This is a genomic window from Enterobacter cloacae complex sp. BZL2005, from assembly GCF_049238885.1.
GTDB classification, from domain to species: Bacteria; Pseudomonadota; Gammaproteobacteria; order Enterobacterales; family Enterobacteriaceae; genus Enterobacter; species Enterobacter roggenkampii.
Genome location: NZ_JBMKGI010000013.1, coordinates 120778 through 142226 on the forward strand (window position 1 = coordinate 120778; position 21449 = coordinate 142226).

Genomic DNA, 21449 nt, shown 5'->3' on the forward strand with positions numbered 1-21449 from the left:
AGATTGGGATATAAAAGGAATTATGCCGGTACTCACAAAGGGGGACTCACAAATGATCGTGATGCCTACAACATACAGCCCGAGCACAATTGCCAGGTCGTTTAAACTCGTTGATGAGTTTGAGCTTTCCGGGCGAGTGCTACATGTTATTTTTGATAGCCAGACGCCAAGAGCTGCGATTATTGAAGCGGATATCGAAACCTTCGATGGGGTGCCCCGGCATCGGGTTGTTGCTGCCCTGGATTTACAACGTAAAACGCATTTGGGTGAAGATATCATTGCCGTCGAGCGCTGTTGGGAAGATGCCAATGTCATTCAGGTAGAAGGTATCTGTGTTGATCCCGCCGAGCGTGACAAGGGACTGGCAACTCGCCTGTATGAAGCCCTGGTATTACAGTGTGGCGTGACACTTGTCAGCGACTTTGAACAATATGAGGGTGGGAAGATGCTCTGGCAGAAAATTGCCCGCGAGTCTGACCAAATCGCTGTATTTGTTCTTGATACCGAGCAGGGCGCATTTTGGCCGTATGATGGTAGCAAGGTTATCTATGACGGAGGGTGTATCCCCGAAGATCGTATCTGGAGCCATTCGCCGGATCAAAAATGCTACGGCATCGTCCTGGTCGCAGAAAATAAACAGCGTGCGAATCAACTGATGGAAGTCCCAGGACATAACTGAATTTGAGATTCCTCCGCTACCCCCACACCCTGCTGTTCATTACCTTAAGGCCAGTTTACCTGCGAGTCTGGCCTTATGAAACGTTACTCTACCGCTCTGTTATTTGGTCTGCTGTCACTCACCAGCCAACTGGCGCATGCCGATATCGTTGATGATGCTATTGGCAACATTCAACAGGCAATCAACGACGCCTATAACCCCAGCAGCAGCCGCAGCAACGATGATGACGATCGTTATGACGATAACCGTCGCATGGATAGCCGTCAGTATGACGATCGCCGTCGGCAGCTTGAAGACAGACGCCGCCGTTTAGACGAGCGTCAGCGCCAGCTGGATGACGACAGACGCCGTCTGGAAGAGGATGAGCGCAGGTTAGAAGACGATTACGATCGAGGCTAAAGCCTGGTGGCGCTTCGCTTACGCAGGCCTACGAAACCCTGGCGCGTAGGCCGGGTAAGGCGCAGCCGCCACCCGGCAAAACTCAGTCGAGAACCAACACCATTCCGTCATACCCCGCTTCAATGCCGTCAGGCAGCGGGTTATCCATCATCCACACGTCAAACTGATGGCTGATGTGCGTCAGGATCACCTGCGGGCAGCCAATCACTTCGTTTAACGCAATCACGGTATTTAAGTCGCAATGGTTTCGCGGCGTCTCGTCGCGCGGTTCGTGGCTGCAGTCGATAATCATCGTCTGCGGCTGATTGTTAAGCAGGAACTTCACCGTTTTTTCCGGCAGCCCGGCGGTATCGGACAGCCAGGCCACGCGGCTGTGGGCCGACTCCAGCAAATACCCGAAGGTCAGTTTCGAATGGTTGAGCGGCAGGGGCGTAACCCGCATACCCTGAAGCTCAAACATCACAAACGGTTCGACCGTATGGCTGAAATCCAGAATCCCCGGATGTTTAAACAGGTCGTCACAGCCCACCTCTTCCGGCGGACCGTAGACGGGGATCGTCGCGCCCACGCCCCAGCGCAGGGGGAAGAGTCCCTGGACGTGATCCATATGATAATGGGTCAGCAAAAACTGCTGAAAGCTGCCTGCAGCCCAGTCGTCCATCAGATGTGGAATACCGGCATCCAGCAGGGTCACCGCATCGTTGAATTTGACCACCGCGCTACAGGGACGACGGCGATAGTTATCCTGCAGGCGCGCCCGGCGACACGCCGCGCAGTCGCAGCCAAAGACCGGCACGAGTTGCGCGCTTCCGGTTCCTGTTAACGTGATTGTCAGACTCATAACGCACCTCTACAGCGGTTTGGTGAATCGGAAATGGCTCTGCGTATATCCTTCACGGACGTAAAAACGGTGGGCGTCGGTGCGTTTCACGCTGGTGGAGAGCTCGGTCAGCTCCGCACCGGCCTCTCGTGCCACCCCTTCCGCCCAGGCCAGCAGCTGGCTGCCCACCTTTAACCCGCGCGCCTGCGGCATCACCACCAGCTCCTGGATCTCGCCGATCCAGCGTGCGTGGTGGAGGTGAAACTGCATGTGCAGGCCGATCATGCCGATGACCTGCCCGTCCAGTTCGGCAAGCTGGTAGCGCATATTGTGATCCTGCAGATTGGCAAGATAGCCCGCGTGAAACGCCTGGTGATCAAATTCGGCCTGCTTTAATTCGCAGATTAACGCATAGACGATTTGCGCATCGTCGGCGGTGGCGGGGCGAAGCGTGCAGTCAGGCATGCTGTTTCTCCTTCTGACGGATAAGCGATAAAAAGGTCTCGACTGACTGTAGCAAACTTCCGTCGTTATTAAGGATATGGCAGTCGGACGGGGTGTAGCGCGCCGCACGCGCAAGCCGCTGATCGATCTCACGGGCGGATTCACGACCCCGGCTCTGCAACCGGCTGCGCAGGACGTCCGGTGAAACCTGCAGGCAAACCGGCAGCAGGGCCGCCCCATAGCGGGCGCGCGCTTGCGAAAGATGCGCCCGTGAACCGTTGACCAGCACGTCGAACCCCGCATGCAGCCACAGATCGGTCTCGATGCCGATCCCATAGTAATAGCCGTTGGCGTGCCAGCTCAGCGCCAGCAGATTTTGCCCGGCACGCGTAAAAAACTCCTGCTCGCTCAGGGCGATATGGTTTTCACTCCCCGCATTGGCCGCTCGGGTAATGTACCGGTGCGCCACCAGCAGTTGCGGATGCTCCTGCTGCCGTAAGGCGGACAGCAGGCTGTCCTTACCGGAGCCGGACGGCCCCATTAACCAGATAAGTCTTCCCATCAGAACACCCTTTTTCCCTGACGCCAGACGTGGTCGATATGAACGTGTTCGCCCCTGCGGTGGGCCAGCACCAGATCCGCCCGCTTGCCTTCGGCTATCTCGCCGCGATCCTGCAGATTAAGCGCCGAGGCCGGGTTTTTCGTCACCAGGCGAATCGCCTGCGGCAGCGTAAAGCGGTTGCCCTCGTCGTCGGCCACCCGGAACGCCGCGTCGAGCAGGCTGGCGGGGTAGTAGTCGGACGAGAGAATATCCAGCAGGCCGAGGGACGCGAGCTTGCTTGCCGCAACGTTGCCGGAGTGCGAGCCGCCGCGCACGATGTTCGGTGCGCCCATCAGGACGTTCATGCCGTGCTTGCGGGAGGCTTCAGCCGCCTCGAACGTGGTGGGGAATTCGGCGATCACGCTGCCAAGCTGGTGGGATTCAAGGACATGATCGTGCGTGGCATCGTCATGGCTGGCCAGCGCGATATTGCGGTCCCGGCACATCGCCGCAATTCGGACACGGTTAGGCTGCGACCACCGTGCCGCAAGCGCCAGCTGCTCTTCTTCATAACGGGCCATCTCCGCGTCGCTGAGAGAATATTTGCCCTGATAGTATTCGCGATACTTTTCAATGTTGGCGAACTGACGCTGCCCCGGCGAGTGGTCCATCAGGGAGACCAGCGACACCGGCTCGCGGCCGACCAGCTTTTCAAACAGCGGCAGGGTAGTGTGGTGCGGTAGCTCGCAGCGCAGGTGCAGGCGGTGCTCGGCGCGGTTGAGGCCGCGCTTTTGCGTCTCCTCGACGGCGTTGATCATCTTCTCCAGGTTCTCCAGACGGTCGCCGCCGTCGCGCACGTCGCCAATAGCCACCGCGTCCAGTACGGTGGTGATGCCGCTGGCGACCATCAGCGCGTCGTGGCTGCTCATCGCCGAATGCGCGGGCCAGTCCACCTTCGGGCGCGGGGTGAAGAACTTGTCCAGATTATCGGTATGCAGCTCAATCAGCCCCGGCAGCAGCCAGCCGCCGTCGCCGTCCATCGCCTCGGGCGAGCGGCTCTGGGTTTCAGCAAACGCGCGGATTGTTCCGTCCTGGATCTCAATCGAGCCGTCAACCACTTCATTATCCAGTATCAGCTTGACGTTATTGATAATCATGCGGGAGTCCCCATTGGGTGCAGCCTGTCCGCGACGCGGGTGCGAACACTCTCGTCGTGGAAGATCCCGACGATCGCTGCCCCGCGCGCTTTGGCCTGTTCGATCAGCTCAACCACTGCCGCGCTGTTTTTAACGTCGAGCGAGGCGGTAGGTTCATCCAGAAGTAAAATCGGGTAGTCGACGATAAAGCCGCGGGCGATATTGACGCGCTGCTGCTCGCCGCCGGAAAAGGTCGACGGGGCAAGGTGCCACAGGCGCTCGGGCACGTTCAGGCGCGTTAGCAGGCTGGCGGCTTTGGCGGCACAGGTTTCGCGCGGTACGCCAAGATCCAGCAAGGGCTGCATCACCACGTCCAGGGCGGAGATCCGCGGGATCACCCGCAGAAACTGGCTCACCCAGCCGATCGTCGAGCGGCGTACCTCCAGCACCTTACGCGCCGGGGCCTGCACCAGGTCGATCCATTCATCGCCGTGGCGAATATGAATATGGCCTTCGTCGGGCAGATAATTGGCGTACAGGGAGCGCAGCAGGGTGGATTTTCCGCTGCCGGAATGGCCATGCAGCACCACGCATTCGCCGCGATTAACCTCCAGCGAGGCATTTTGCAGCACCGGCAGGCGCACGCCGTTTTGCTGGTGGAGCACAAAGGTCTTACTTACGTTTTGTACGTGGATCATGTTGGCCTCGCGATTCGTTTTGCCGGGTGGCGGCTATGCCTTACCCGGCCTACAAGGTGCGGTGTTCGCGTTGCCGGGTGGCGGCTTCGCCTTACCCGGCCTACAGGTGCGCTATTCGTAGGACGGGTAAGCGCAGCGCCACCCGGCAACAGCCCCTCAGTTCTGCAACACGGACGACACCAGAAGCTGGGTGTACGGATGATGGGGATCGTCGAGCACCCGGTCGGTCAGCCCACTTTCCACCACCTGGCCCTGCTTCATTACCAGCAGGCGGTCCGCCAGCAGGCGCGCGACGCCCAAATCGTGGGTGACAATCACCACTGCCAGGTTCAGCTCTACCACCAGGCCGCGCAGCAGGTCGAGCAGGCGGGCCTGCACCGAGACGTCCAGCCCGCCGGTGGGTTCATCCATAAACACCAGCTTCGGGTGCGTGACCAGGTTGCGGGCAATCTGTAAACGCTGCTGCATGCCGCCGGAGAAGGTTGTCGGCAGGTCGTCGATACGCGAGGCGGGGATTTCCACTTCTTCCAGCCAGTGTTGCGCCGTAGCGCGGATATTGCCGTAGTGGCGCGCGCCGGTTGCCATCAGGCGTTCGCCGATATTGCCTCCGGCAGAGACCTGACGGCGCAGGCCGTCCATCGGGTGCTGGTGCACCACGCCCCACTCGGTGCGCAGCAGGCGGCGGCGCTCGGCCTCGCTCATGCCGTAGAGCGAGGCGCCCTCATACAAAATGTCGCCGTTCTGCGGCGTCAGGCGCGCGGAGATGGATTTCAGCAGGGTGGTTTTGCCGGAGCCGGACTCGCCGACGATCCCCAGCACTTCGCCCGGCCACAGCTCGAACGACACGTCGCTGAAGCCTTTGCCCGGCGCATACAGGTGGGTCAGGTTATTTACCGAAAGCAGCGGTTTCATTGGCCGTTCGCCTCGCTCTGTTGGCGGCAGAAATCGGTGTCGGAGCAGACAAACATCCGTTTGCCCGTGTCGTCCAGCACCACTTCGTCCAGGTAGCTGTGTTTGGATCCGCAGATGGCGCACGGCTCGTCCCATTCCTGCACCGTAAACGGGTGATCGTCAAAATCGAGACTCTCTACACGGGTGTACGGTGGTACGGCGTAGATGCGCTTTTCACGTCCGGCACCGAACAGCTGCAGGGCGGGCATCATGTCCATCTTCGGGTTATCGAATTTCGGGATCGGCGACGGGTCCATCACGTAGCGGCCGTTGACCTTCACCGGGTAGGCGTAGGTGGTGGCGATATGGCCGAAGCGGGCGATATCCTCATACAGCTTCACCTGCATCACGCCGTACTCTTCCAGCGCGTGCATGGTGCGGGTTTCGGTTTCGCGCGGCTCGATAAAGCGCAGCGGCTCCGAGATCGGCACCTGAAAAATCAAAATCTGATCTTCCGTGAGCGGGGTTTCCGGAATGCGGTGGCGGGTCTGGATCAGCGTCGCGTCTTCGGTTTTTTCGGTGGTCGCGACGCCCGTTACCCGCTGAAAGAAGGTGCGGATCGATACGGCGTTGGTGGTGTCGTCCGCGCCCTGGTCGATGACCTTCAGCACGTCCGCCTCGCCGATCACGCTGGCGGTAATCTGGATGCCGCCCGTCCCCCAGCCGTAGGGCATCGGCATTTCTCGGCCGCCGAACGGCACCTGATAGCCAGGAATCGCCACCGCTTTTAAGATGGCGCGCCGGATCATGCGTTTGGTTTGCTCATCCAGATAGGCAAAGTTGTAGCCGCTTAAGTTAGCCATGTTTGCGCTCCCGTTGCAGGCGTTTCAGCAGTTCCAGTTCGGCCTGGAAATCGACGTAGTGCGGCAGCTTGAGGTGCGAGACGAAGCCCGCGGCCTCGACGTTATCCGCGTGGGCCAGCACAAACTCTTCGTCCTGCGCCGGGCCAGCAACGTGCTCGCCGTAGTCCGGTGCCTGCAGGGCGCGGTCGACCAGCGCCATGGCCATCGCCTTGCGTTCGCAGAGGCCAAACACCAGCCCGTAGCCGCGGGTAAAGTGCGGGTCTTCATTTTCGGGCGCGACAAAACCGTTCACCATTTCACACTCGGTCATCAGCAGTGCGCCGACGTTTACGGCAAAACCCAGCTCTTCCGGCACGATTTCGACGTCGATATAGCCGCTGCGAATTTCGGCGGCAAACGGGTGGTTGCGCCCGTAGCCACGCTGGGTGGAGTAGGCCAGCGCCAGCAGATAGCCCTCGTCGCCGCGCATCAGCTGCTGCAGGCGGGACGAGCGCGAGCACGGGTAAACCGGCGGCGTGCGGGTGATGTCATCCGGCTGCGCGCCGGAGTCCTCTTCCGCCTTCGCCAGGCCCTGTTTCGCCAGCAGGCTGAAGACGTGCGGAGACGGTTCCTGTTCGGCGTCAGAGGTGCTGAGTCGTGGCGCCTCGCCGTTCGCCAGCAGGGTAAAATCCAGCAGGCGATGGGTGTAGTCATAGGTAGGGCCGAGCCGCTGGCCGCCGGGAATGTCTTTATAAACGGCAGAAATGCGACGCTCCAGGCGCATCTGTGCCGTGTTGATGGGTTCGCTGACCGCCAGCTTCGCCAGCGTGGTGCGGTAGGCGCGCAGCAGGAAGATGGCTTCCACGTTATCGCCACTGGCCTGCTTGAGGGCCAGCGCCGCCAGCTCGCGGTCGGCGATACCGCCCTCGGTCATCACCCGATCGACGGCGAGATTAAGCTGCTGTTCAATCTGGGCGACGCTCAGCTCGGGGAGCTGTTCATCGCCCCGTCGTCTGTGCGCCTGCAGCGCATGGGCGGCGGCGATGGCCTTCTCGCCCCCTTTGACGGCAACGTACATCAGCACACCTCCACGTGGGTGGTCCGCGGGATGGCCAGCAGGCGCTCGCCGCAGGTCAGGATCAGGTCAATGCCCAGCGGGAACGGGTGCGGGCGCTCGGTCAGCTCGTGAATGATGCACCCCGGCAGCTGCGGCGCGACCATGCGCTCGTCGGCGATGCCTGCGCCCGTCAGGCGCAGCATGCGGCCGCCGCTCAGGCTGGCGACCTGCAAAATCAGCGTGGCGCTGGTTTCCGGGGCGACGGCGGTGCCTTCGCTCAGGGCATTCAGCTGTTCATGGCTGATTTGTTCGTCGGCCACGGCAAAGATTGCCTGCTGCGGCTGTTCAACAAGCGGGGAGCCGGTGTGAAAACGCAGGTTCTGGTTGGCGATATCGTTCGACAGCGCGCCCGAAAGCCATACCGGGGTATCGTTGTCGGCCAGGGTGAGCAGCACGCTGGTTGTCGCCAGGTTCAGCGGCAGCCAGCCCTGAGAGAGCTGGTGCAGCGAGACAATCACGCCCGGCTCGCTCATGGCCTTCAGCAGGCGACGAAAACTGTGTTGGGCATCCTGGACGGCCAGGGTAAAAGCAGGTTGAAGCGTCATGCGTTGTCTCCGCGAACGAGCGTAAAGAAGTCGACCCGGCTGGTATTCACTTCGGCCTGACGCGCGGCAAGGCGTGCGGCGCGGTCGGCCTCCAGCGGGGAAATAAGGGTTTCCATCAGCGTCTGGAAATGCGGGGGTTCCTGCAAAAGGGCGTCGATGACCGCGCAGCGCTCGGCGTGCGCTTTATCACGCCCCAGCACGTAGCCGTAGCCCAGCGTGCCGCTGTGCAGGCGGATCGCTGCGCGGGTGAGGGTGGCGTCCCCGGCGAAGAAGCGCGCGCCGGTACCGCCCATGCGCGCCTGGATCTGAACGAGGCCGATCTCCGGCGCGCGGAGGAGGTCGTACCCGGGAGCCAGGCTAAGGGCGTTCATGCGGGCAGAGAGCGCAGCAGGCTGGCTGTGGGCCAGCACGCGCATCCAGCGCTGTCGGGTGGCGGTGTCGAAGTGCATTCAGTGCTCCATGGTGAATTCGATCATGTCGGCGCGGGTCAGGCTGACGGAGTATTCCGTCGCGTCGATCTCGCCGTCACGGTGGTTGAGGGTGCGCACGCAGAGCAGCGGGGCCATATTGGGGATCTCCAGCACCTTGCTCTCTTTCGCCTGCGCGCGGCGGGCGCTGATGCGCGTCTGGGTGCGTTTCAGCGCAATGCCTGTCGCATTCTGGAGAAAATCATGTAGCGAACCGCTGGAGAAATTCTGCAGCACCGGCCAGAGGGTGAGATCCGCGAAGTAGTGATCGATCTGGCACACCGCCACGCCGTTGACCCGGCGCAGCGTGCGCAGGTGGATGACGTTGTCGCCCTCCTGAATACCCAGCGCGTCCGCCACGTGGCTGGAGGCCGGACGCAGCACCGAGAGCAGCTTTTCGCTGGTCGGGTGGCTGCCCTGATCCAGCAGGTTCTGGCTAAAGCGCGCCTGGACGTTAAGCGGGTAGTCGAACGGGCGCATCAGCACCAGCACGCCCACGCCCTGACGGCGCTGCACCCAGCCGCGCTCGACCAGCTGGTCAATGGCGCGGCGCAGGGTGTGTCGGTTCACCTCATAGCGGTCGGCAAGCTGCTGCTCGGCAGGAAGGTAGTCTCCGCAGCGGTAGTGCGTGCGCAGCTCCACTTCGAGCTTTGCCGCGATCTCTTGCCAGCGGGTGGGGAAACTGGTCGGATGTCTGGATAAGTGCATAGAAAACAAAGCCTCGCTTCTCAGATGAAGTGCTTACGCAAACGTTGAGAGAGGAAATCCAGCAGGCTGACGGTGACGATGATGAGCACCATCAGGGCGCAGGTTTGCTGGAACTGGAAACCGCGAATCGCTTCCCACAGGGTGACGCCAATCCCGCCTGCGCCGACCATGCCGACGACGGTGGCGGAGCGGACGTTGGACTCAAAGCGGTACAGGGAGTAGGAGATCAGGAGCGGCATCACCTGCGGCAGGACGCCGTAAAGGATCTCTTCGATTTTATTGGCGCCGGTGGCGCGAATGCCTTCCACCGGACCGGGCTCGATGGCTTCGACCGCCTCGGAAAGCAGCTTGGAGAGCACGCCGGTGGTGTGAATGAACAGCGCCATGACGCCCGCGAACGGACCGAGGCCGACGGCGACCACGAACAGCATCGCAAAGACCATTTCGTTGATCGCCCGACAGGCGTCCATCAGGCGGCGCATGGGCTGGTATATCCACCACGGCACGATGTTTTCAGCGCTTATCAGGCCAAACGGAATGGAGAGAATAACGGCCAGCGCGGTGCCCCAGACGGCGATTTGCAGGGTGACCGCCATTTCACTGAGGTAGTCCTGCCACTGGCTGAAGTCCGGCGGGAAGAAGTCGGCAGCGAAGGTCGCCATATTGCCCGCGTCTTTGAAGAGCAGCAGCGGGTCCATTTCCGCGCCCTTCCAGGAGATAACCAGCACCGCCAGCAGGATGGCCCAGCTTATGAGCGAGAACCAGCTGCGCTTCGGCGGCGGGAGGGTGATGGTTTGCATGTTTGGCTCCGTGGGGCTTTGTGTGCCGGATGGCGCTACGCTTATCCGGCCTACGATCCAAAATGTAGGCCCGGTAAGCGCAGCGCCACCGGGCGAAAAGCGTTACTGCACCGCTTTATTCACGCTGGTCATCGCGCCGAGCGCGGCGGTCAGGCGGTCGAGGTCTTCAAGCTGAGCCTGAATCGCGGCCACTTTGCTGGTCTTCTCCTCGTCCTTCAGGCCTTTGTTGTCCTTCACGCCCTGCATCTCTTTAAACAGCGCCAGCTGGCGAATCGGGACCAGCTGCAGGTCGCTTGACGGGCGGAACGGTGCCCAGCCCAGACGTTCGAGGACCGCTTTCTCTTCCGGCGTTTTGCCATAGGTCATAAAGAAGTCGTACACCTTGTCCTTGGTGCTTTCGGACAGGTTTTTACGCCACACAATCGGGTCGCCGGGGATCAGCGGGGATTTCCAGATAACCTTCAGCTCTTTCAGCTTGTCCGGGGCGGACGTCTTCAGCTTGTCGAGGTTCTCGGTGTTGTTGGTGGCAACATCCACCTGCTTGTTGGCCACGGCCAGAGCGTTGGTTTCATGGCTGGCGTTTACCGTGCGCTTGAAGTCGCTGGCGGAGGCGTTGTTTTTGGCGAAGACGTAGTAGCCAGGGACAAGGTAACCCGAGGTAGAGTTCGGATCGCCGTTGCCGAAGGTCAGCTCTTTGCGTTTGGCGAGCATGTCGTTGAGGTTGTTGATCGGGCTGTCTTTGTTGACGATCAGCACGCTCCAGTAGCCGGGGGAGCCATCTGCCTCGACGGTTTGGGCAAAGACCTGGCCGTTCGCGCGGTCCACCGCTTCCATGGCAGAGAGGTTGCCGTACCAGGCGATGTCCACTTTATTAAAGCGCATCCCCTGGATGATGCCCGCGTAGTCCGGGGCGAAGAAGGCGTTCACTTTGATCCCCAGCTTGGTTTCCATATCTTTCAGGAACGGTTCCCACTGAGGTTTCAGGTTTTGCTGTGATTCCGTCGAAATAATGCCGAAGTTCAGCGCTTTTTCCTGCTCTTCCGCATACGCCGGGCTTAACAGGGTGCTGAGGCTGAACATGCTGGTAAAGGCCAGCGCGGCAACGGCTTTGTAGCTCATGTACTTTCCTCGGATCGGGTTTATTTAAGCAGCCTGCGCGTTCTCTTCGACGCGGTTAATGCTGCGGTAGAGATGGTCAAAACGTTCGTTATCAAACTGATGGCTCGCGCCATCAAAGAACACGTGCCCCTGACGCAGGGCGACGATGCGTTCGCAATAGCGCAGGGCGTAATCCACCTGATGGAGCGTGACCACCACGGTAATGCCGTCGTTCTGGTTAATGTCGCGCAGGGTCTCCATCACGATGCGGGCGGACTCCGGGTCCAGCGAGGCGATGGGTTCGTCAGCAAGAATGATTTGCGCTTTTTGCATCAGCGCGCGCGCAATCGCCACGCGCTGCTGTTGTCCACCGGACAGGGTGGAGACGCGCTGGTGGGCGAAATGCGCCATGCCGACGCGGGTCAGCGCCTGTAAAGCTTCCTGCTTCTGGGAAGGGGTGAACCAGCGCAGACAGGTGCGCCAGAACGGGGTGCTGCCGAGCGCGCCAATCAGCACGTTCTCCAGCACCGTCAGGCGGTTTACCAGGTTGAACTGCTGGAAGATGTAGCCCGTCTGGGCGCGGCTCTTGCGGATATCGCTCGCCAGACGCCCGGCGCGCTGTACGGTATTACCCAGCAGCTCAACGTGGCTTTCCGGCGTTTTATCGCCGGTGATAAGCCCGCTCAAATGGCGCAGAAGGGTGGATTTACCCGAGCCAGAAGGCCCGAGAAGCGCCACCATGTCGCCCTGCCGGACGGTCAGATCAACGGCATGCAGAGCCTTGTTGTGATTGAAGGTCTTGCTCAGTTTCTCGACGCGGATGACAGTTTGCATGTGCTGGGCCTCACGATAAATGTGGCCTCATGCTGGCGCATCAATGTGACATTTGGGTTAAGTGCAGGTTGCGGGAGTTTGAAGAGTTGAGCGGAGTTTGATGACAATCACCGTAGGCCCGGTCAGCGCAGCGCCACCGGCGCTGTGGGCGGATGCGCTGCGCGTGTCCTGCCTACGACGTTTGTTGCTTGACGACGTTAATCATCCACGGCACGCCGTATTGGTCGGTGACTTTACCGAAACCGTGCGCCCAGAAGGTCTCCTGCCACGCCATGTCGATGTTCCCGCCCGCGGCGAGGTTGTCGAACCAGCGCTTGCCTTCTGACACATCCTGCGTGTCGAGCACCAGCGTGAAGCCCGCGTACTGCGCGTTGCTGCCGGGCGGCATCCCGTCGCTCATCATGATATCGCTGCCCGCAATGCGGACGTTGGAGTGGGCGATAGCCGAATCCGGAAACTGCATACCGGACGGACAGCCTTCTTCGCTGTTATCGCTTTTTGGCATTTCGCCGAAGGTAATTTTATAGAGAAGTTCTGCGCCGACGGCTTGCTGGTAAAAGGCGGTGGCCTCAGCGCAGTTGCCGGCGAAAGAGATGTAGGGACTTAACGGCATAATCTTTACCTCACGTAAGAAAAGCCCGTTAAGTTTAGTTCTTTTTTTGTAGGCCGGATAAGCGTAGCGCATCCGGCAAAAGCGCCCGGTGGCGCTTCGCTTACCGGGCGTACAGGTGAAAAATCAGTTCTTTTTCACGAACTCAGATTTCAGTTTCATTGGACCGAAGCCGTCAATTTTGCAGTCGATATTATGATCGCCTTCAACCAGACGGATATTCTTCACTTTGGTGCCGATCTTCAGCATGGAAGAACTGCCTTTCACCTTCAGGTCCTTAACGACGGTAACGCTGTCACCGTCCGCCAGCAGGTTGCCGTTCGCATCTTTTACGATGAGCGCATCAGCATCCTGAGCCGGCTCGGCATCATTCCATTCATGAGCGCATTCCGGGCAGATGAACATGCCATTATCTTCATAGGTGTATTCAGAATTGCATTTTGGGCAGTGTGGGAGAGACATATCGGTATCCTCAAAAGTGTAAACGCGCTGGAAAGTGCCAGCTAAATGACGGCAGGGTGCCGAAAAAGGCGGCAAGTATAGCGCAAATCCACACCGTTGTCGGTGATATTGTGAATTAAAAAAGCCAAAAAGCGTATCGGGAGTGACACGTTCTGTCAGTCAGTTACGCGAAGCTTATGTCCATTAACACGGTGGGAAGAAATGACGATAAATATATCGAATATTTTATTGCAGCAAATTGCTACGCTCTGCCATTTCGGATAAGGTGAAGCGACACATTGTTATTTATCTCCGGGCTTTGCTGCCATACATATCTTATGGCAGTGGTGCATTACCTCTCTTTTTAGGTGGGTAAATAATGGTGATATATCCTGAAGTTTCTTAAAAATGGGCTACGCTTTTTTCTTTTGGCTATCAGGCCTGGAGAAGAGTTCTACACGCCATGCAAGGATAGGGAATTATTCCTGATTATCTTCAATCAGTTATATTTCGGTGAACATGTTTTCCACACGTGATCATATAAGCCTGAACAACATAATTAAAACCAGTGGCTTAATAAAAGTAATAAATTTGCGTTAAGGAAAGGCTTTTATCATGCACACACAGACCATTTTTGAATTAAGCCAGGAAGCCGAGCGTTTGTTACAGCTTGCCCTGCAAAATCTTGATACGTTGAAATCAATGCCCACTGAGATGCTGGAGAGCACAGAGGCTGCTATTACTGGCGAAACAAACAACGTTTTACCTTTGCATTTTAGCGCGCGCGGTGTCGACGCCCAGCAGGCGATGCTGAATAATGAATTACGCAAAATAACCCGGCTGGAAATGGTCCTGGCCATTGTTGGCACCATGAAAGCGGGGAAATCGACCACCATTAATGCGATTGTGGGTACCGAAGTGTTGCCGAACCGCAATCGTCCAATGACGGCGCTTCCGACGTTGATTCGCCACACGCCGGGTCAGAAGGAACCGGTGCTGCATTTCTCTCATGCCTCCCCGATTGATGAATTGATCCAACTGCTTCAGAAACAGCTCTGTGATTACGACCGCGGGAAGCTGGCTCAGCGTCTGGAAATTGATAAAGACATGAATACGCTGCTGGAGCGCATTGAAAAAGGGGAAGCGTTTGAGAAGCATCACCTGGGCGCGCAGCCGATATTTCATTGTCTGAAAAGCCTCAACGATCTGGTGAGACTTTCCCAGGCGCTGGGTGTTGAGTTTCCGTTCTCTGAATATACGGCTATTGAACATATCCCGGTAATTGAAGTGGAGTTCGTGCATCTTGCGGGCCTGGATGCCCACCTCGGGCAGCTGACGCTGCTCGATACGCCCGGGCCGAACGAGGCCGGACAGCCGCATCTGCAAAAAATGCTCAGCGAGCAGTTGTCCCGCGCATCGGCGGTGCTGGCCGTGATGGATTATACCCAGCTTAAATCCATTTCTGATGAAGAAGTCCGCCAGGCGATTTCCGCGGCGGGAAAATCGGTGCCGCTGTATGCGCTGGTCAATAAATTCGATCAGAAAGATCGCAATAGCGATGATGAAGAACAGATTCGGGCGATGATCTCCGGCACCTTAATGAAAGGCAATATTTCGCCCGGCCAGATTTACCCCGTGTCGTCCATGTGGGCGTATCTGGCGAACCGCGCGCGCTATGAGCTAAGTTCGCATGGACGACTGCCGGATCATCAGGAGCAACCCTGGGTGCAGGATTTTGCCGAAGCGGCGCTCGGGCGACGCTGGCGTACGGCGGATCTGGACGATATCGACCATATCCGACATTCTGCCGATTTGCTCTGGGAAGATTCGCTCTTCGAGCAACCGATACGGAAACTGATTTACGCCGCCTATGCCAATGCCTCGCTATACGCGCTGCGTTCGGCCTCGCATAAGCTTCTTAACTACGCGCAAAACGCCCGCGAGTATCTCGATTTCCGCTATCAGGGGCTGACGGTGGCCTTTGAGGCGCTGGAGCTGAATATCGCACGTCTGGAAGAGGACATGGCGCTTTTGCAGACGCGTCAGCGCGTAGTGAGCGATGAGGTGAAACACGAGGTTGAGGAAGCGCTGAACGCCACCGCAGACTTTATGGGATCCCAAAAAACCGCGCTTCACCAGGCGATTGACCAGGTGTTCAGCACGCCCCCGATTCTTGATTCGGCAGGCACCGAACGGCAGCAACTTCGCGGTGAGAGGGTGAAGCAGCTGGTGCTGGACGATGAAGGGCAGGCGCAGATTGCGCTGAGTAAATTACGCGCTTCCTGCGAGCGGGTGATGCAGGATGCCCAGATGAAAATCGGCCGTGAGCTGGCGTTACGCTTCGATCAGCTGGAGTCCACCCTGGCGCGTTCTCTTAACGAAGCCATGCGTCCCATTGAAACGCGTATTAAAGAGCATCTGAGCCATGCGGGTTTTCGGGCGCGGATCAGCTTCCCGGCGTTTCAGGCAAGCCAGCTTAACTTCAATACGCGAGCGCTGTTTAACGATGCGATTGCGCAGGACGACAGCCAGGCCGCCCCGCCTTCCGGCGGGAGCAGCATGCGCGAAACGGTCTCTCGCTGGCTCAATAATCCTGGCTGGGGCTGGGACGAGTATGTGGAAACGCGCACGCGCTATGTTATCGACATTGCGCAGCTACATGACAAATTTAAGCAACATATTGATCAGTTTTGTGAACAAATACGTAAAGCTTTGTCCGCGCAGGTCGATGTCTCTGTTACGGCAGGAATGGCGACGTTCTTTGCAGAATTTTCGTTGTGCCTGACCGGGTTACAGGAAAGCTTGCGTGATAGCCTCGCAGTGCGTCAGCAAAATGAGCACTCAACCCGAGCGCTCTGCCAGTTGTTGAAGCAAAGCATCACTACTGCGACGTGGATACAGGAAGATACCCGACTGTTACGCGATGATATTCAAACTCTATTCGCGGCAGAGCAACCATGACAACACCACTACTGGACGGCCCCGGGCGAACGCTGGAGTGTATTAATCCAAAATTTATGGTCGATCTGGTGCAGGGGGGAGACGCGGCGCGTCATCCTCGCCTGGGACCACAGCAGCTGCAGTTTCGCGAGCGTTTGACGCAGGAAATCATGACGCATACCCGGCTACGCCCCTGGGCGATGGCGGGGATGCTCAATGAAAATGCGGCGCTGCGCCTGGGGCTGGCGGAAAAGCTGGCCGGGATGCTTGATCCGGGCCATCTCGCGCTGACGCTGATGGCAGAGAAGCTGATTGCGCTGCGTCAGCAGACTCACCCACGCACCCTGCAGTCTCCCGGACTGACGCAGCAGTACGCCGATCTCGTGTCTCATTTTACCCAACGCGCAGCCTGGAAAGAAAAGGCGCTGACCCAGCGCGGGCTAACGGTGCAGGCGGGTGAGCACAGCGAGCAAATTTTTACCCGCTGGCGGGCCGGACATTATGATGGCTGGTCGCTGGCCGGACGCTGTTTTATCGTTCTGGAAGAGCTGCGCTGGGGAGCATTTGGCGACGCATGCCGCCTCGCGAAAGAAGATGTGGCGGCCATGCTTAAGGATAACCTGCGCAGCATGGCGGCTAACTATCTGGCGCAGGGCATTAATGCCTCACCCACGACCCGCCATTTTTATCACCAGTGGCTGACAGCGCCTGCTTCTCCCGGATCGATCGATCATAAAGACATGCTGGGCTGGCTGGGGGACTGGTGTCAGGCGGATAAGCATCCGGTGAGCTGGTCAGTGACGCAAAACTGGCAGACCGTCGCACTGGGGATGCCGAGGCTCTGTTCGGCAAAACGGCTGGTGGACGGGATGGTAGAAGAGATTTTTGGGTAAATCCCTTACCCCTCACCCTCTCCCCGCAGGGAAGAGGGGAGGGTTTGGTGCAGTGTATTAATGGCGGAGTTCGACCGCTTTTCGTTCGATATTCTGCTCGGGGGCATTGGCGTAGCGTTTCGCATATAGCGCCGTGATGATCGGCACCAGTAGCGCAGTGACAATCACGCTGGCGGCAACCAGCGCCGTCGCTGAAGCGGCTACCGGTTCGAAGGCCGGGTTAATCTGGGCAATAATCACCGGGTTAGCGACGGCAGCGCCTGCGGCTGAAGAGGCGGCGACGCCCGCCGTGCCGTTTCCTCCCCCGATCACGCGGTCGGCAACGATCAGCGGAATACCGGTAATGACGATTACGGCGACACCCAGCACAATACCCAGCAGGCCGGTATCAAGGATAACCTTCAGGTTGATGGTGTTCCCCAGCGCAAAGCCAAAGAACGGGATCAGCACCGGCGTGGCTTTGCTGAAGAAATCACGCAGATCGTGATCGAGGTTGCCAAGGGCAAAGCCGATCAGGAAGGGCAGGATTGCGCCGACAAAGTGGTGGGGTTCAAAAGAGGCCAGGCCAGCGGACCCCAGGATCAGCATCGTCATCAGCGGGCCTGATTCGAGAGACATCAAGACAAATGCGCCGGACTCTTCTTTCGTCCCGTACTGGTTCATCAGGCTGGCGTACAATCCGCCGTTAGTCATATCCATCGCGGAGACAATCGCCAGCACCGATAACCCCGCGAAGAACCCGGTCTGAATTCCATTCTCCGGGATGAACATCGCGCATATCATCGCCACCGCCCAGGCTACCGCTATTTTGGTTATTACCAGCGTGCCGGATTTCCGTAATACGGTACCGGTCGCCCGCAAATTAATGGATGCACCGATACAAAAAAACCAGACGGCAAGAATTGGAACCGTGCCCGTTATCATGCCTTTTGTGAAACCACCAAAATATGCCCCGGTATCAGGGGCAAGGGTATTCAGGATGGCGCCCAGCACCAGCGGAACCAGCATCATACCGCCGGGTATGCGTTCTATCGTGGCTTTAATCTTCATGGACAATCCTCACATCTGACCCCGCAGGACGGGCGTTCGGTGTTAAAAATTAGTCAATAAATTCAATTGATTGGCATTTGTTTTTGAGAGGTGTTTCTCGATAACTCTGCCAGGAAAATAAATGTTTTCTCTCGATTAATTTTCTTAGAAAACACATGAAATGCTGTATTCGGATTTATCATGCGATCATTGGAATATTGATTCAATCAAAATAAAACGCCGTTTTAGTTATCTTTGTCACATATTCAATGTAAAACTATCGGCGGCTTCCTGATGAAGAAAATTTATGTAAATTGAATGTGAGTAAACGTGGTTTGTTTTTTTGTTGCGAAAGAACTCATGACGTGCGTGAGAGAGCTCATGAGGCGGGGATGAGAAAGGGCTTATTTGCACTGATTGACAAATACTGGACTGAGTTGACCTGAAGCTGAAATATGTGTGAAGTTGATCACAAATATAAACGCTGGTAGGGTAAAAAGGTCATTAACTGCCCAGGCAGGCGTCAACAGGTTCGGTTGTATCGACGTAAAACGTCAATGTAAGTAAACCTGCTACGCTTGAATAAGGCGATTCGCATGGAGCGGATCCCATGGTTCACAGAACGCACACTGGACTGTGAAACAGACAGGGCCGAGTCAACGAGGATAGCTATGCTGAGAAGGAAAAAGATTAAACCCATCACGCTTCGCGACGTCACCATTATTGATGACGCCAAACTGCGTAAAGCGATTACCGCAGCCTCGCTCGGTAATGCGATGGAATGGTTCGATTTTGGTGTCTACGGCTTTGTGGCCTATGCGTTAGGTAAAGTGTTTTTCCCCGGGGCCGATCCCAGCCTGCAGATGATTGCGGCACTGGGTACGTTCTCCGTTCCCTTCCTGATTCGCCCGCTGGGTGGTCTGTTCTTCGGTATGCTCGGTGATAAATATGGTCGTCAGAAGATCCTGGCTATCACCATCGTCATTATGTCGATCAGTACATTCTGTATCGGCCTTATACCGTCTTACGCCACTATCGGCATTTGGGCACCGATTCTGCTGCTGATCTGTAAGATGGCACAGGGCTTCTCCGTGGGCGGTGAATATACTGGCGCCTCGATCTTCGTTGCCGAGTATTCTCCTGACCGTAAGCGCGGGTTTATGGGAAGCTGGCTGGACTTCGGCTCCATTGCCGGTTTTGTCCTGGGCGCGGGTGTGGTGGTCCTGATTTCAACCGTGGTGGGGGAAGAGAACTTCCTCGACTGGGGCTGGCGTATACCATTCTTCCTGGCACTGCCGCTGGGGATCATTGGCCTCTACCTGCGTCATGCGCTTGAAGAGACGCCTGCGTTCCAGCAGCACGTTGATAAGCTGGAGCAGGGTGACCGCGAAGGGCTGCAGGACGGTCCGAAGGTATCGTTCAAAGAGATTGCCACTAAGCACTGGCGAAGCCTGCTGGTCTGTATCGGTCTGGTGATCTCCACCAACGTGACCTATTACATGCTGCTGACCTACATGCCGAGCTATCTGTCGCATAACCTGCACTACTCGGAAGATCACGGTGTGCTGATCATTATCGCCATCATGGTGGGTATGCTGTTTGTGCAGCCGATTATGGGCCTGTTGAGTGACCGCTTTGGTCGTCGACCGTTCATTATTCTGGGAAGCGTTGCGCTGTTTGCCCTCGCCATCCCGGCATTTATTCTGATCAACAGTAATGTACTGGGGCTGATTTTTGCCGGTCTGCTGATGCTGGCGGTGATCCTTAACTGCTTTATCGGGGTGATGGCCTCAACGCTGCCCGCGATGTTCCCGACCCATATTCGCTACAGCGCGCTGGCCGCGGCCTTCAACATCTCGGTGCTGATTGCCGGTCTGACCCCGACGCTTGCCGCCTCGCTGGTGGAGAGCACGCAGAACCTGATGATGCCTGCTTATTACCTGATGGTGATCGCGGTGATTGGTTTGATTACCGGTATTACTATGAAGGAGACGGCGAATCGCCCTCTGAAAGGCGCAACGCCTGCGGCATCGGATATCCAGGAAGCGAAAGAGATCCTCCGTGAGCACTACGATAATGTAGAGCAGAAGATTGAGGATATTGACGCCGAGATTGAAGAACTGCAGAAAAAACGTTCCCGACTGGTGGATCAGCATCCACGCATCAACGAGTAACAAAAAACCCGCCGCTGGCGGGTTTTCTTTTATTAGCATCCTGCGGCGATGTAGTCACCATTGGCGCTGATGGGGATCACCGTCAGGAACAGCACCGTCGCGAACAGGATCAGGACTATCCCTCCGGCAATTTTGACGGCCGGCACCAGCCATTTTAACGAGGCGCTTTCTCCGAACCAGGCCACCGTGCGTTCGCGGGCGTAACGTACAGCCAGTGAAAGCCCCATAATAGAGAGCGCGGTTCCCAGAGACATAGTCATGACTGCGGCCATCCCCCAGGTAACAATGCCCAGCGCGTTGGAGAACATCAGGATCATGATCGCCCCGCTGCACGGGCGTGCACCGATCGCCAGTATCACGCCCAGACGGGTTTTCCAGTCGCCCTGCGTCAGGTCAGTACCTACGCCGTGATGGCCGCAGCCACAGTGTTCGTCGTGCTGATGAAGCGGCTTAATGGCAGAGACAGACATCCTGCGCGGGCGCAGGCTCTTCAGCGCCTGGTAAATGACAAATGCGCCGAATGCGCCAATAAGCACTGCGCTGATCTTCTCCACATACCAGCGGCTGGTACTGATATCCCCTGAGGCGAGGTTAAATCCTACCGCCAGGATAAAGACAAACAGAATGGCGCTGACGCCCTGCATCAGGCTGCCCAGGAAAGGGACGACCCGGGCGGCCAGCTCGCTTTCCTTATTGGTAGTCAGATAGGTCGTCACAATGAATTTTCCGTGCCCGGGGCCAATGGCGTGGAGTACGCCATAAAGGAAAGCCCCCGTTAACAACCATAATCCGCCGCTGTACTGGTGGTTATTTAGCTGCAGCAGGTACATCACCAGATAGCGGTGCAGGGTAATTTGCGTGGCGAGACACCACTGGATAAAGGCGTTCCAGTGCGCATGCAGGGTAAAACCGGCAAAGAGAATTGCCAGCAGCATCAACCCAGCGGTAGGGAGACGCCAGTCACGGGTGAGGCGTTGTGTAGTCATGAAGCGGCCTGCACAGAGAAGAGTATTTGCCGCCAGTATAGTTGATCTTCCCGCTCAGTTCGTGGGATCGCATTGGGATCCGTGCAGAATTGTGGATAACATTGTGCATAAATGGGTATAAGGCGGGGTTTTGCTGGGGAATGCAGCAGTCAGTCATTTTTTTGCAACTTTTCGGTTGCGGTCGTTCGCGAACTCCCTATAATGCGCCTCCATCGACACGGCGGATGTGAATCACTTCACAAACAGCCCGGTCGGTTGAAGAGAAAAAATCCTGAAATAACGGGTTGACTCTGAAAGAGGAAAGCGTAATATACGCCACCTCGCAACGGTGAGCGAAAGCCGCGTTGCACTGCTCTT

Annotated in this window: 23 protein-coding genes; 5 read left to right on the top strand and 18 right to left on the bottom strand. The window is 57.6% G+C overall.

Features of this window, described 5'->3' with window-relative positions:
• Window positions 1-52: 52 nt before the first annotated feature.
• Window positions 53-679 carry a GNAT family N-acetyltransferase gene (locus ACOTXI_RS19155; RefSeq protein ID WP_008500049.1) on the top strand — a complete coding sequence of 209 codons (627 nt, stop codon included), beginning with the start codon at window positions 53-55 and terminating at the stop codon, window positions 677-679.
• Window positions 680-754: 75 nt separating this feature from the next.
• Window positions 755-1078, top strand: a complete 324-nt coding sequence (yjdP, locus tag ACOTXI_RS19160; protein WP_021242926.1) for a DDRRRQL repeat protein YjdP — start codon at window positions 755-757, stop codon at window positions 1076-1078.
• A gap of 82 nt (window positions 1079-1160) precedes the next feature.
• Here the strand turns inward: yjdP and phnP are convergent, their stop codons facing one another.
• The 16 genes from phnP to ACOTXI_RS19240 all read right to left on the bottom strand — a co-directional run bounded on the left by phnP (window position 1161) and on the right by ACOTXI_RS19240 (window position 13091).
• Complete coding sequence (gene phnP, locus ACOTXI_RS19165) at window positions 1161-1919, bottom strand: phosphonate metabolism protein PhnP (RefSeq protein WP_058654187.1); 759 nt, start codon at window positions 1917-1919, stop codon at window positions 1161-1163.
• Window positions 1920-1928: 9 nt separating this feature from the next.
• Window positions 1929-2363, bottom strand: coding sequence for an aminoalkylphosphonate N-acetyltransferase (gene phnO, locus ACOTXI_RS19170; protein WP_021242924.1), 435 nt, complete (start codon window positions 2361-2363; stop codon window positions 1929-1931).
• Window positions 2356-2907, bottom strand: a complete 552-nt coding sequence (phnN, locus tag ACOTXI_RS19175) for a ribose 1,5-bisphosphokinase (RefSeq protein WP_031275336.1) — start codon at window positions 2905-2907, stop codon at window positions 2356-2358. Before phnN ends, phnO begins: the two co-directional genes overlap by 8 nt.
• On the bottom strand, window positions 2904-4040 hold the full coding sequence (gene phnM, locus ACOTXI_RS19180; protein WP_032664717.1) for an alpha-D-ribose 1-methylphosphonate 5-triphosphate diphosphatase: 1137 nt from the start codon (window positions 4038-4040) through the stop codon (window positions 2904-2906). Before phnM ends, phnN begins: the two co-directional genes overlap by 4 nt.
• On the bottom strand, window positions 4037-4717 hold the full coding sequence (phnL, locus tag ACOTXI_RS19185; protein ID WP_032664718.1) for a phosphonate C-P lyase system protein PhnL: 681 nt from the start codon (window positions 4715-4717) through the stop codon (window positions 4037-4039). The genes phnM and phnL overlap by 4 nt, the downstream gene beginning before the upstream one ends.
• Before the next feature lie 156 nt (window positions 4718-4873).
• A complete protein-coding gene (gene phnK / locus ACOTXI_RS19190; RefSeq protein WP_006177354.1) occupies window positions 4874-5629 on the bottom strand; it encodes a phosphonate C-P lyase system protein PhnK in 756 nt (251 codons plus the stop codon).
• Window positions 5626-6471, bottom strand: a complete 846-nt coding sequence (locus tag ACOTXI_RS19195) for an alpha-D-ribose 1-methylphosphonate 5-phosphate C-P-lyase PhnJ (RefSeq protein WP_058654186.1) — start codon at window positions 6469-6471, stop codon at window positions 5626-5628. Before ACOTXI_RS19195 ends, phnK begins: the two co-directional genes overlap by 4 nt.
• A complete protein-coding gene (locus tag ACOTXI_RS19200) occupies window positions 6464-7528 on the bottom strand; it encodes a carbon-phosphorus lyase complex subunit PhnI (protein ID WP_058654185.1) in 1065 nt (354 codons plus the stop codon). The genes ACOTXI_RS19195 and ACOTXI_RS19200 overlap by 8 nt, the downstream gene beginning before the upstream one ends.
• A complete protein-coding gene (gene phnH / locus ACOTXI_RS19205) occupies window positions 7528-8112 on the bottom strand; it encodes a phosphonate C-P lyase system protein PhnH (protein WP_058654184.1) in 585 nt (194 codons plus the stop codon). The genes ACOTXI_RS19200 and phnH overlap by 1 nt, the downstream gene beginning before the upstream one ends.
• Complete coding sequence (gene phnG, locus ACOTXI_RS19210) at window positions 8109-8561, bottom strand: phosphonate C-P lyase system protein PhnG (RefSeq protein ID WP_045407285.1); 453 nt, start codon at window positions 8559-8561, stop codon at window positions 8109-8111. Before phnG ends, phnH begins: the two co-directional genes overlap by 4 nt.
• Window positions 8562-9287, bottom strand: coding sequence for a phosphonate metabolism transcriptional regulator PhnF (gene phnF, locus ACOTXI_RS19215; RefSeq protein ID WP_058654183.1), 726 nt, complete (start codon window positions 9285-9287; stop codon window positions 8562-8564).
• Between the two features lie 20 nt (window positions 9288-9307).
• On the bottom strand, window positions 9308-10087 hold the full coding sequence (gene phnE / locus ACOTXI_RS19220) for a phosphonate ABC transporter, permease protein PhnE (protein ID WP_058654182.1): 780 nt from the start codon (window positions 10085-10087) through the stop codon (window positions 9308-9310).
• 102 nt (window positions 10088-10189) lie between these two features.
• A complete protein-coding gene (gene phnD / locus ACOTXI_RS19225; RefSeq protein WP_058654181.1) occupies window positions 10190-11206 on the bottom strand; it encodes a phosphonate ABC transporter substrate-binding protein in 1017 nt (338 codons plus the stop codon).
• Window positions 11207-11230: 24 nt separating this feature from the next.
• Window positions 11231-12019 carry a phosphonate ABC transporter ATP-binding protein gene (gene phnC, locus ACOTXI_RS19230; RefSeq protein WP_023618659.1) on the bottom strand — a complete coding sequence of 263 codons (789 nt, stop codon included), beginning with the start codon at window positions 12017-12019 and terminating at the stop codon, window positions 11231-11233.
• A 172-nt stretch (window positions 12020-12191) separates the two neighbouring features.
• The gene (gene yjdN / locus ACOTXI_RS19235) at window positions 12192-12632 is read right to left on the bottom strand and encodes a VOC family metalloprotein YjdN (RefSeq protein WP_008500066.1); all 441 of its coding nucleotides are present in this window, start codon (window positions 12630-12632) and stop codon (window positions 12192-12194) included.
• A gap of 123 nt (window positions 12633-12755) precedes the next feature.
• On the bottom strand, window positions 12756-13091 hold the full coding sequence (locus ACOTXI_RS19240) for a zinc ribbon domain-containing protein YjdM (RefSeq protein WP_008500067.1): 336 nt from the start codon (window positions 13089-13091) through the stop codon (window positions 12756-12758).
• 594 nt (window positions 13092-13685) lie between these two features.
• Here ACOTXI_RS19240 and crfC point away from each other — a divergent pair.
• Together crfC and ACOTXI_RS19250 are read left to right on the top strand one after the other, a co-directional pair.
• The gene (crfC, locus tag ACOTXI_RS19245) at window positions 13686-16031 is read left to right on the top strand and encodes a clamp-binding protein CrfC (protein WP_008500069.1); all 2346 of its coding nucleotides are present in this window, start codon (window positions 13686-13688) and stop codon (window positions 16029-16031) included.
• Entirely contained in the window at window positions 16028-16903 is an 876-nt protein-coding gene (locus ACOTXI_RS19250; protein ID WP_008500070.1) for a diguanylate cyclase regulator RdcB family protein, read from the top strand. Before crfC ends, ACOTXI_RS19250 begins: the two co-directional genes overlap by 4 nt.
• 57 nt (window positions 16904-16960) lie before the next feature.
• Here ACOTXI_RS19250 and kdgT read toward each other — a convergent pair whose 3' ends face one another.
• Complete coding sequence (gene kdgT, locus ACOTXI_RS19255) at window positions 16961-17953, bottom strand: 2-keto-3-deoxygluconate transporter (RefSeq protein ID WP_008500071.1); 993 nt, start codon at window positions 17951-17953, stop codon at window positions 16961-16963.
• A 650-nt stretch (window positions 17954-18603) separates the two neighbouring features.
• On the opposite strand from kdgT, the gene proP reads away from it, so the two are divergent.
• Window positions 18604-20106: a glycine betaine/L-proline transporter ProP gene (proP, locus tag ACOTXI_RS19260; protein ID WP_008500072.1), complete on the top strand. Its 1503-nt coding sequence runs from the start codon at window positions 18604-18606 to the stop codon at window positions 20104-20106.
• Between the two features lie 32 nt (window positions 20107-20138).
• On the opposite strand, the gene ACOTXI_RS19265 is transcribed toward proP, so the two are convergent.
• On the bottom strand, window positions 20139-21092 hold the full coding sequence (locus ACOTXI_RS19265) for a nickel/cobalt transporter (RefSeq protein WP_008500073.1): 954 nt from the start codon (window positions 21090-21092) through the stop codon (window positions 20139-20141).
• Window positions 21093-21449: the final 357 nt, after the last annotated feature.

Excerpts from the sequence above, each read along its gene's own strand:
- ACOTXI_RS19155 (WP_008500049.1), top strand. The coding sequence starts at position 53 with ATGATCGTGATGCCTACAACATACAGCCCGAGCACAATTGCCAGGTCG.
- yjdP (WP_021242926.1), top strand. The coding sequence starts at position 755 with ATGAAACGTTACTCTACCGCTCTGTTATTTGGTCTGCTGTCACTCACC.
- phnP (WP_058654187.1), bottom strand. The coding sequence starts at position 1,919 with ATGAGTCTGACAATCACGTTAACAGGAACCGGAAGCGCGCAACTCGTG.
- phnO (WP_021242924.1), bottom strand. The coding sequence starts at position 2,363 with ATGCCTGACTGCACGCTTCGCCCCGCCACCGCCGACGATGCGCAAATC.
- phnM (WP_032664717.1), bottom strand. The coding sequence starts at position 4,040 with ATGATTATCAATAACGTCAAGCTGATACTGGATAATGAAGTGGTTGAC.
- phnL (WP_032664718.1), bottom strand. The coding sequence starts at position 4,717 with ATGATCCACGTACAAAACGTAAGTAAGACCTTTGTGCTCCACCAGCAA.
- phnK (WP_006177354.1), bottom strand. The coding sequence starts at position 5,629 with ATGAAACCGCTGCTTTCGGTAAATAACCTGACCCACCTGTATGCGCCG.
- ACOTXI_RS19195 (WP_058654186.1), bottom strand. The coding sequence starts at position 6,471 with ATGGCTAACTTAAGCGGCTACAACTTTGCCTATCTGGATGAGCAAACC.
- ACOTXI_RS19200 (WP_058654185.1), bottom strand. The coding sequence starts at position 7,528 with ATGTACGTTGCCGTCAAAGGGGGCGAGAAGGCCATCGCCGCCGCCCAT.
- phnH (WP_058654184.1), bottom strand. The coding sequence starts at position 8,112 with ATGACGCTTCAACCTGCTTTTACCCTGGCCGTCCAGGATGCCCAACAC.
- phnG (WP_045407285.1), bottom strand. The coding sequence starts at position 8,561 with ATGCACTTCGACACCGCCACCCGACAGCGCTGGATGCGCGTGCTGGCC.
- phnF (WP_058654183.1), bottom strand. The coding sequence starts at position 9,287 with ATGCACTTATCCAGACATCCGACCAGTTTCCCCACCCGCTGGCAAGAG.
- phnE (WP_058654182.1), bottom strand. The coding sequence starts at position 10,087 with ATGCAAACCATCACCCTCCCGCCGCCGAAGCGCAGCTGGTTCTCGCTC.
- phnD (WP_058654181.1), bottom strand. The coding sequence starts at position 11,206 with ATGAGCTACAAAGCCGTTGCCGCGCTGGCCTTTACCAGCATGTTCAGC.
- phnC (WP_023618659.1), bottom strand. The coding sequence starts at position 12,019 with ATGCAAACTGTCATCCGCGTCGAGAAACTGAGCAAGACCTTCAATCAC.
- yjdN (WP_008500066.1), bottom strand. The coding sequence starts at position 12,632 with ATGCCGTTAAGTCCCTACATCTCTTTCGCCGGCAACTGCGCTGAGGCC.
- ACOTXI_RS19240 (WP_008500067.1), bottom strand. The coding sequence starts at position 13,091 with ATGTCTCTCCCACACTGCCCAAAATGCAATTCTGAATACACCTATGAA.
- crfC (WP_008500069.1), top strand. The coding sequence starts at position 13,686 with ATGCACACACAGACCATTTTTGAATTAAGCCAGGAAGCCGAGCGTTTG.
- ACOTXI_RS19250 (WP_008500070.1), top strand. The coding sequence starts at position 16,028 with ATGACAACACCACTACTGGACGGCCCCGGGCGAACGCTGGAGTGTATT.
- kdgT (WP_008500071.1), bottom strand. The coding sequence starts at position 17,953 with ATGAAGATTAAAGCCACGATAGAACGCATACCCGGCGGTATGATGCTG.
- proP (WP_008500072.1), top strand. The coding sequence starts at position 18,604 with ATGCTGAGAAGGAAAAAGATTAAACCCATCACGCTTCGCGACGTCACC.
- ACOTXI_RS19265 (WP_008500073.1), bottom strand. The coding sequence starts at position 21,092 with ATGACTACACAACGCCTCACCCGTGACTGGCGTCTCCCTACCGCTGGG.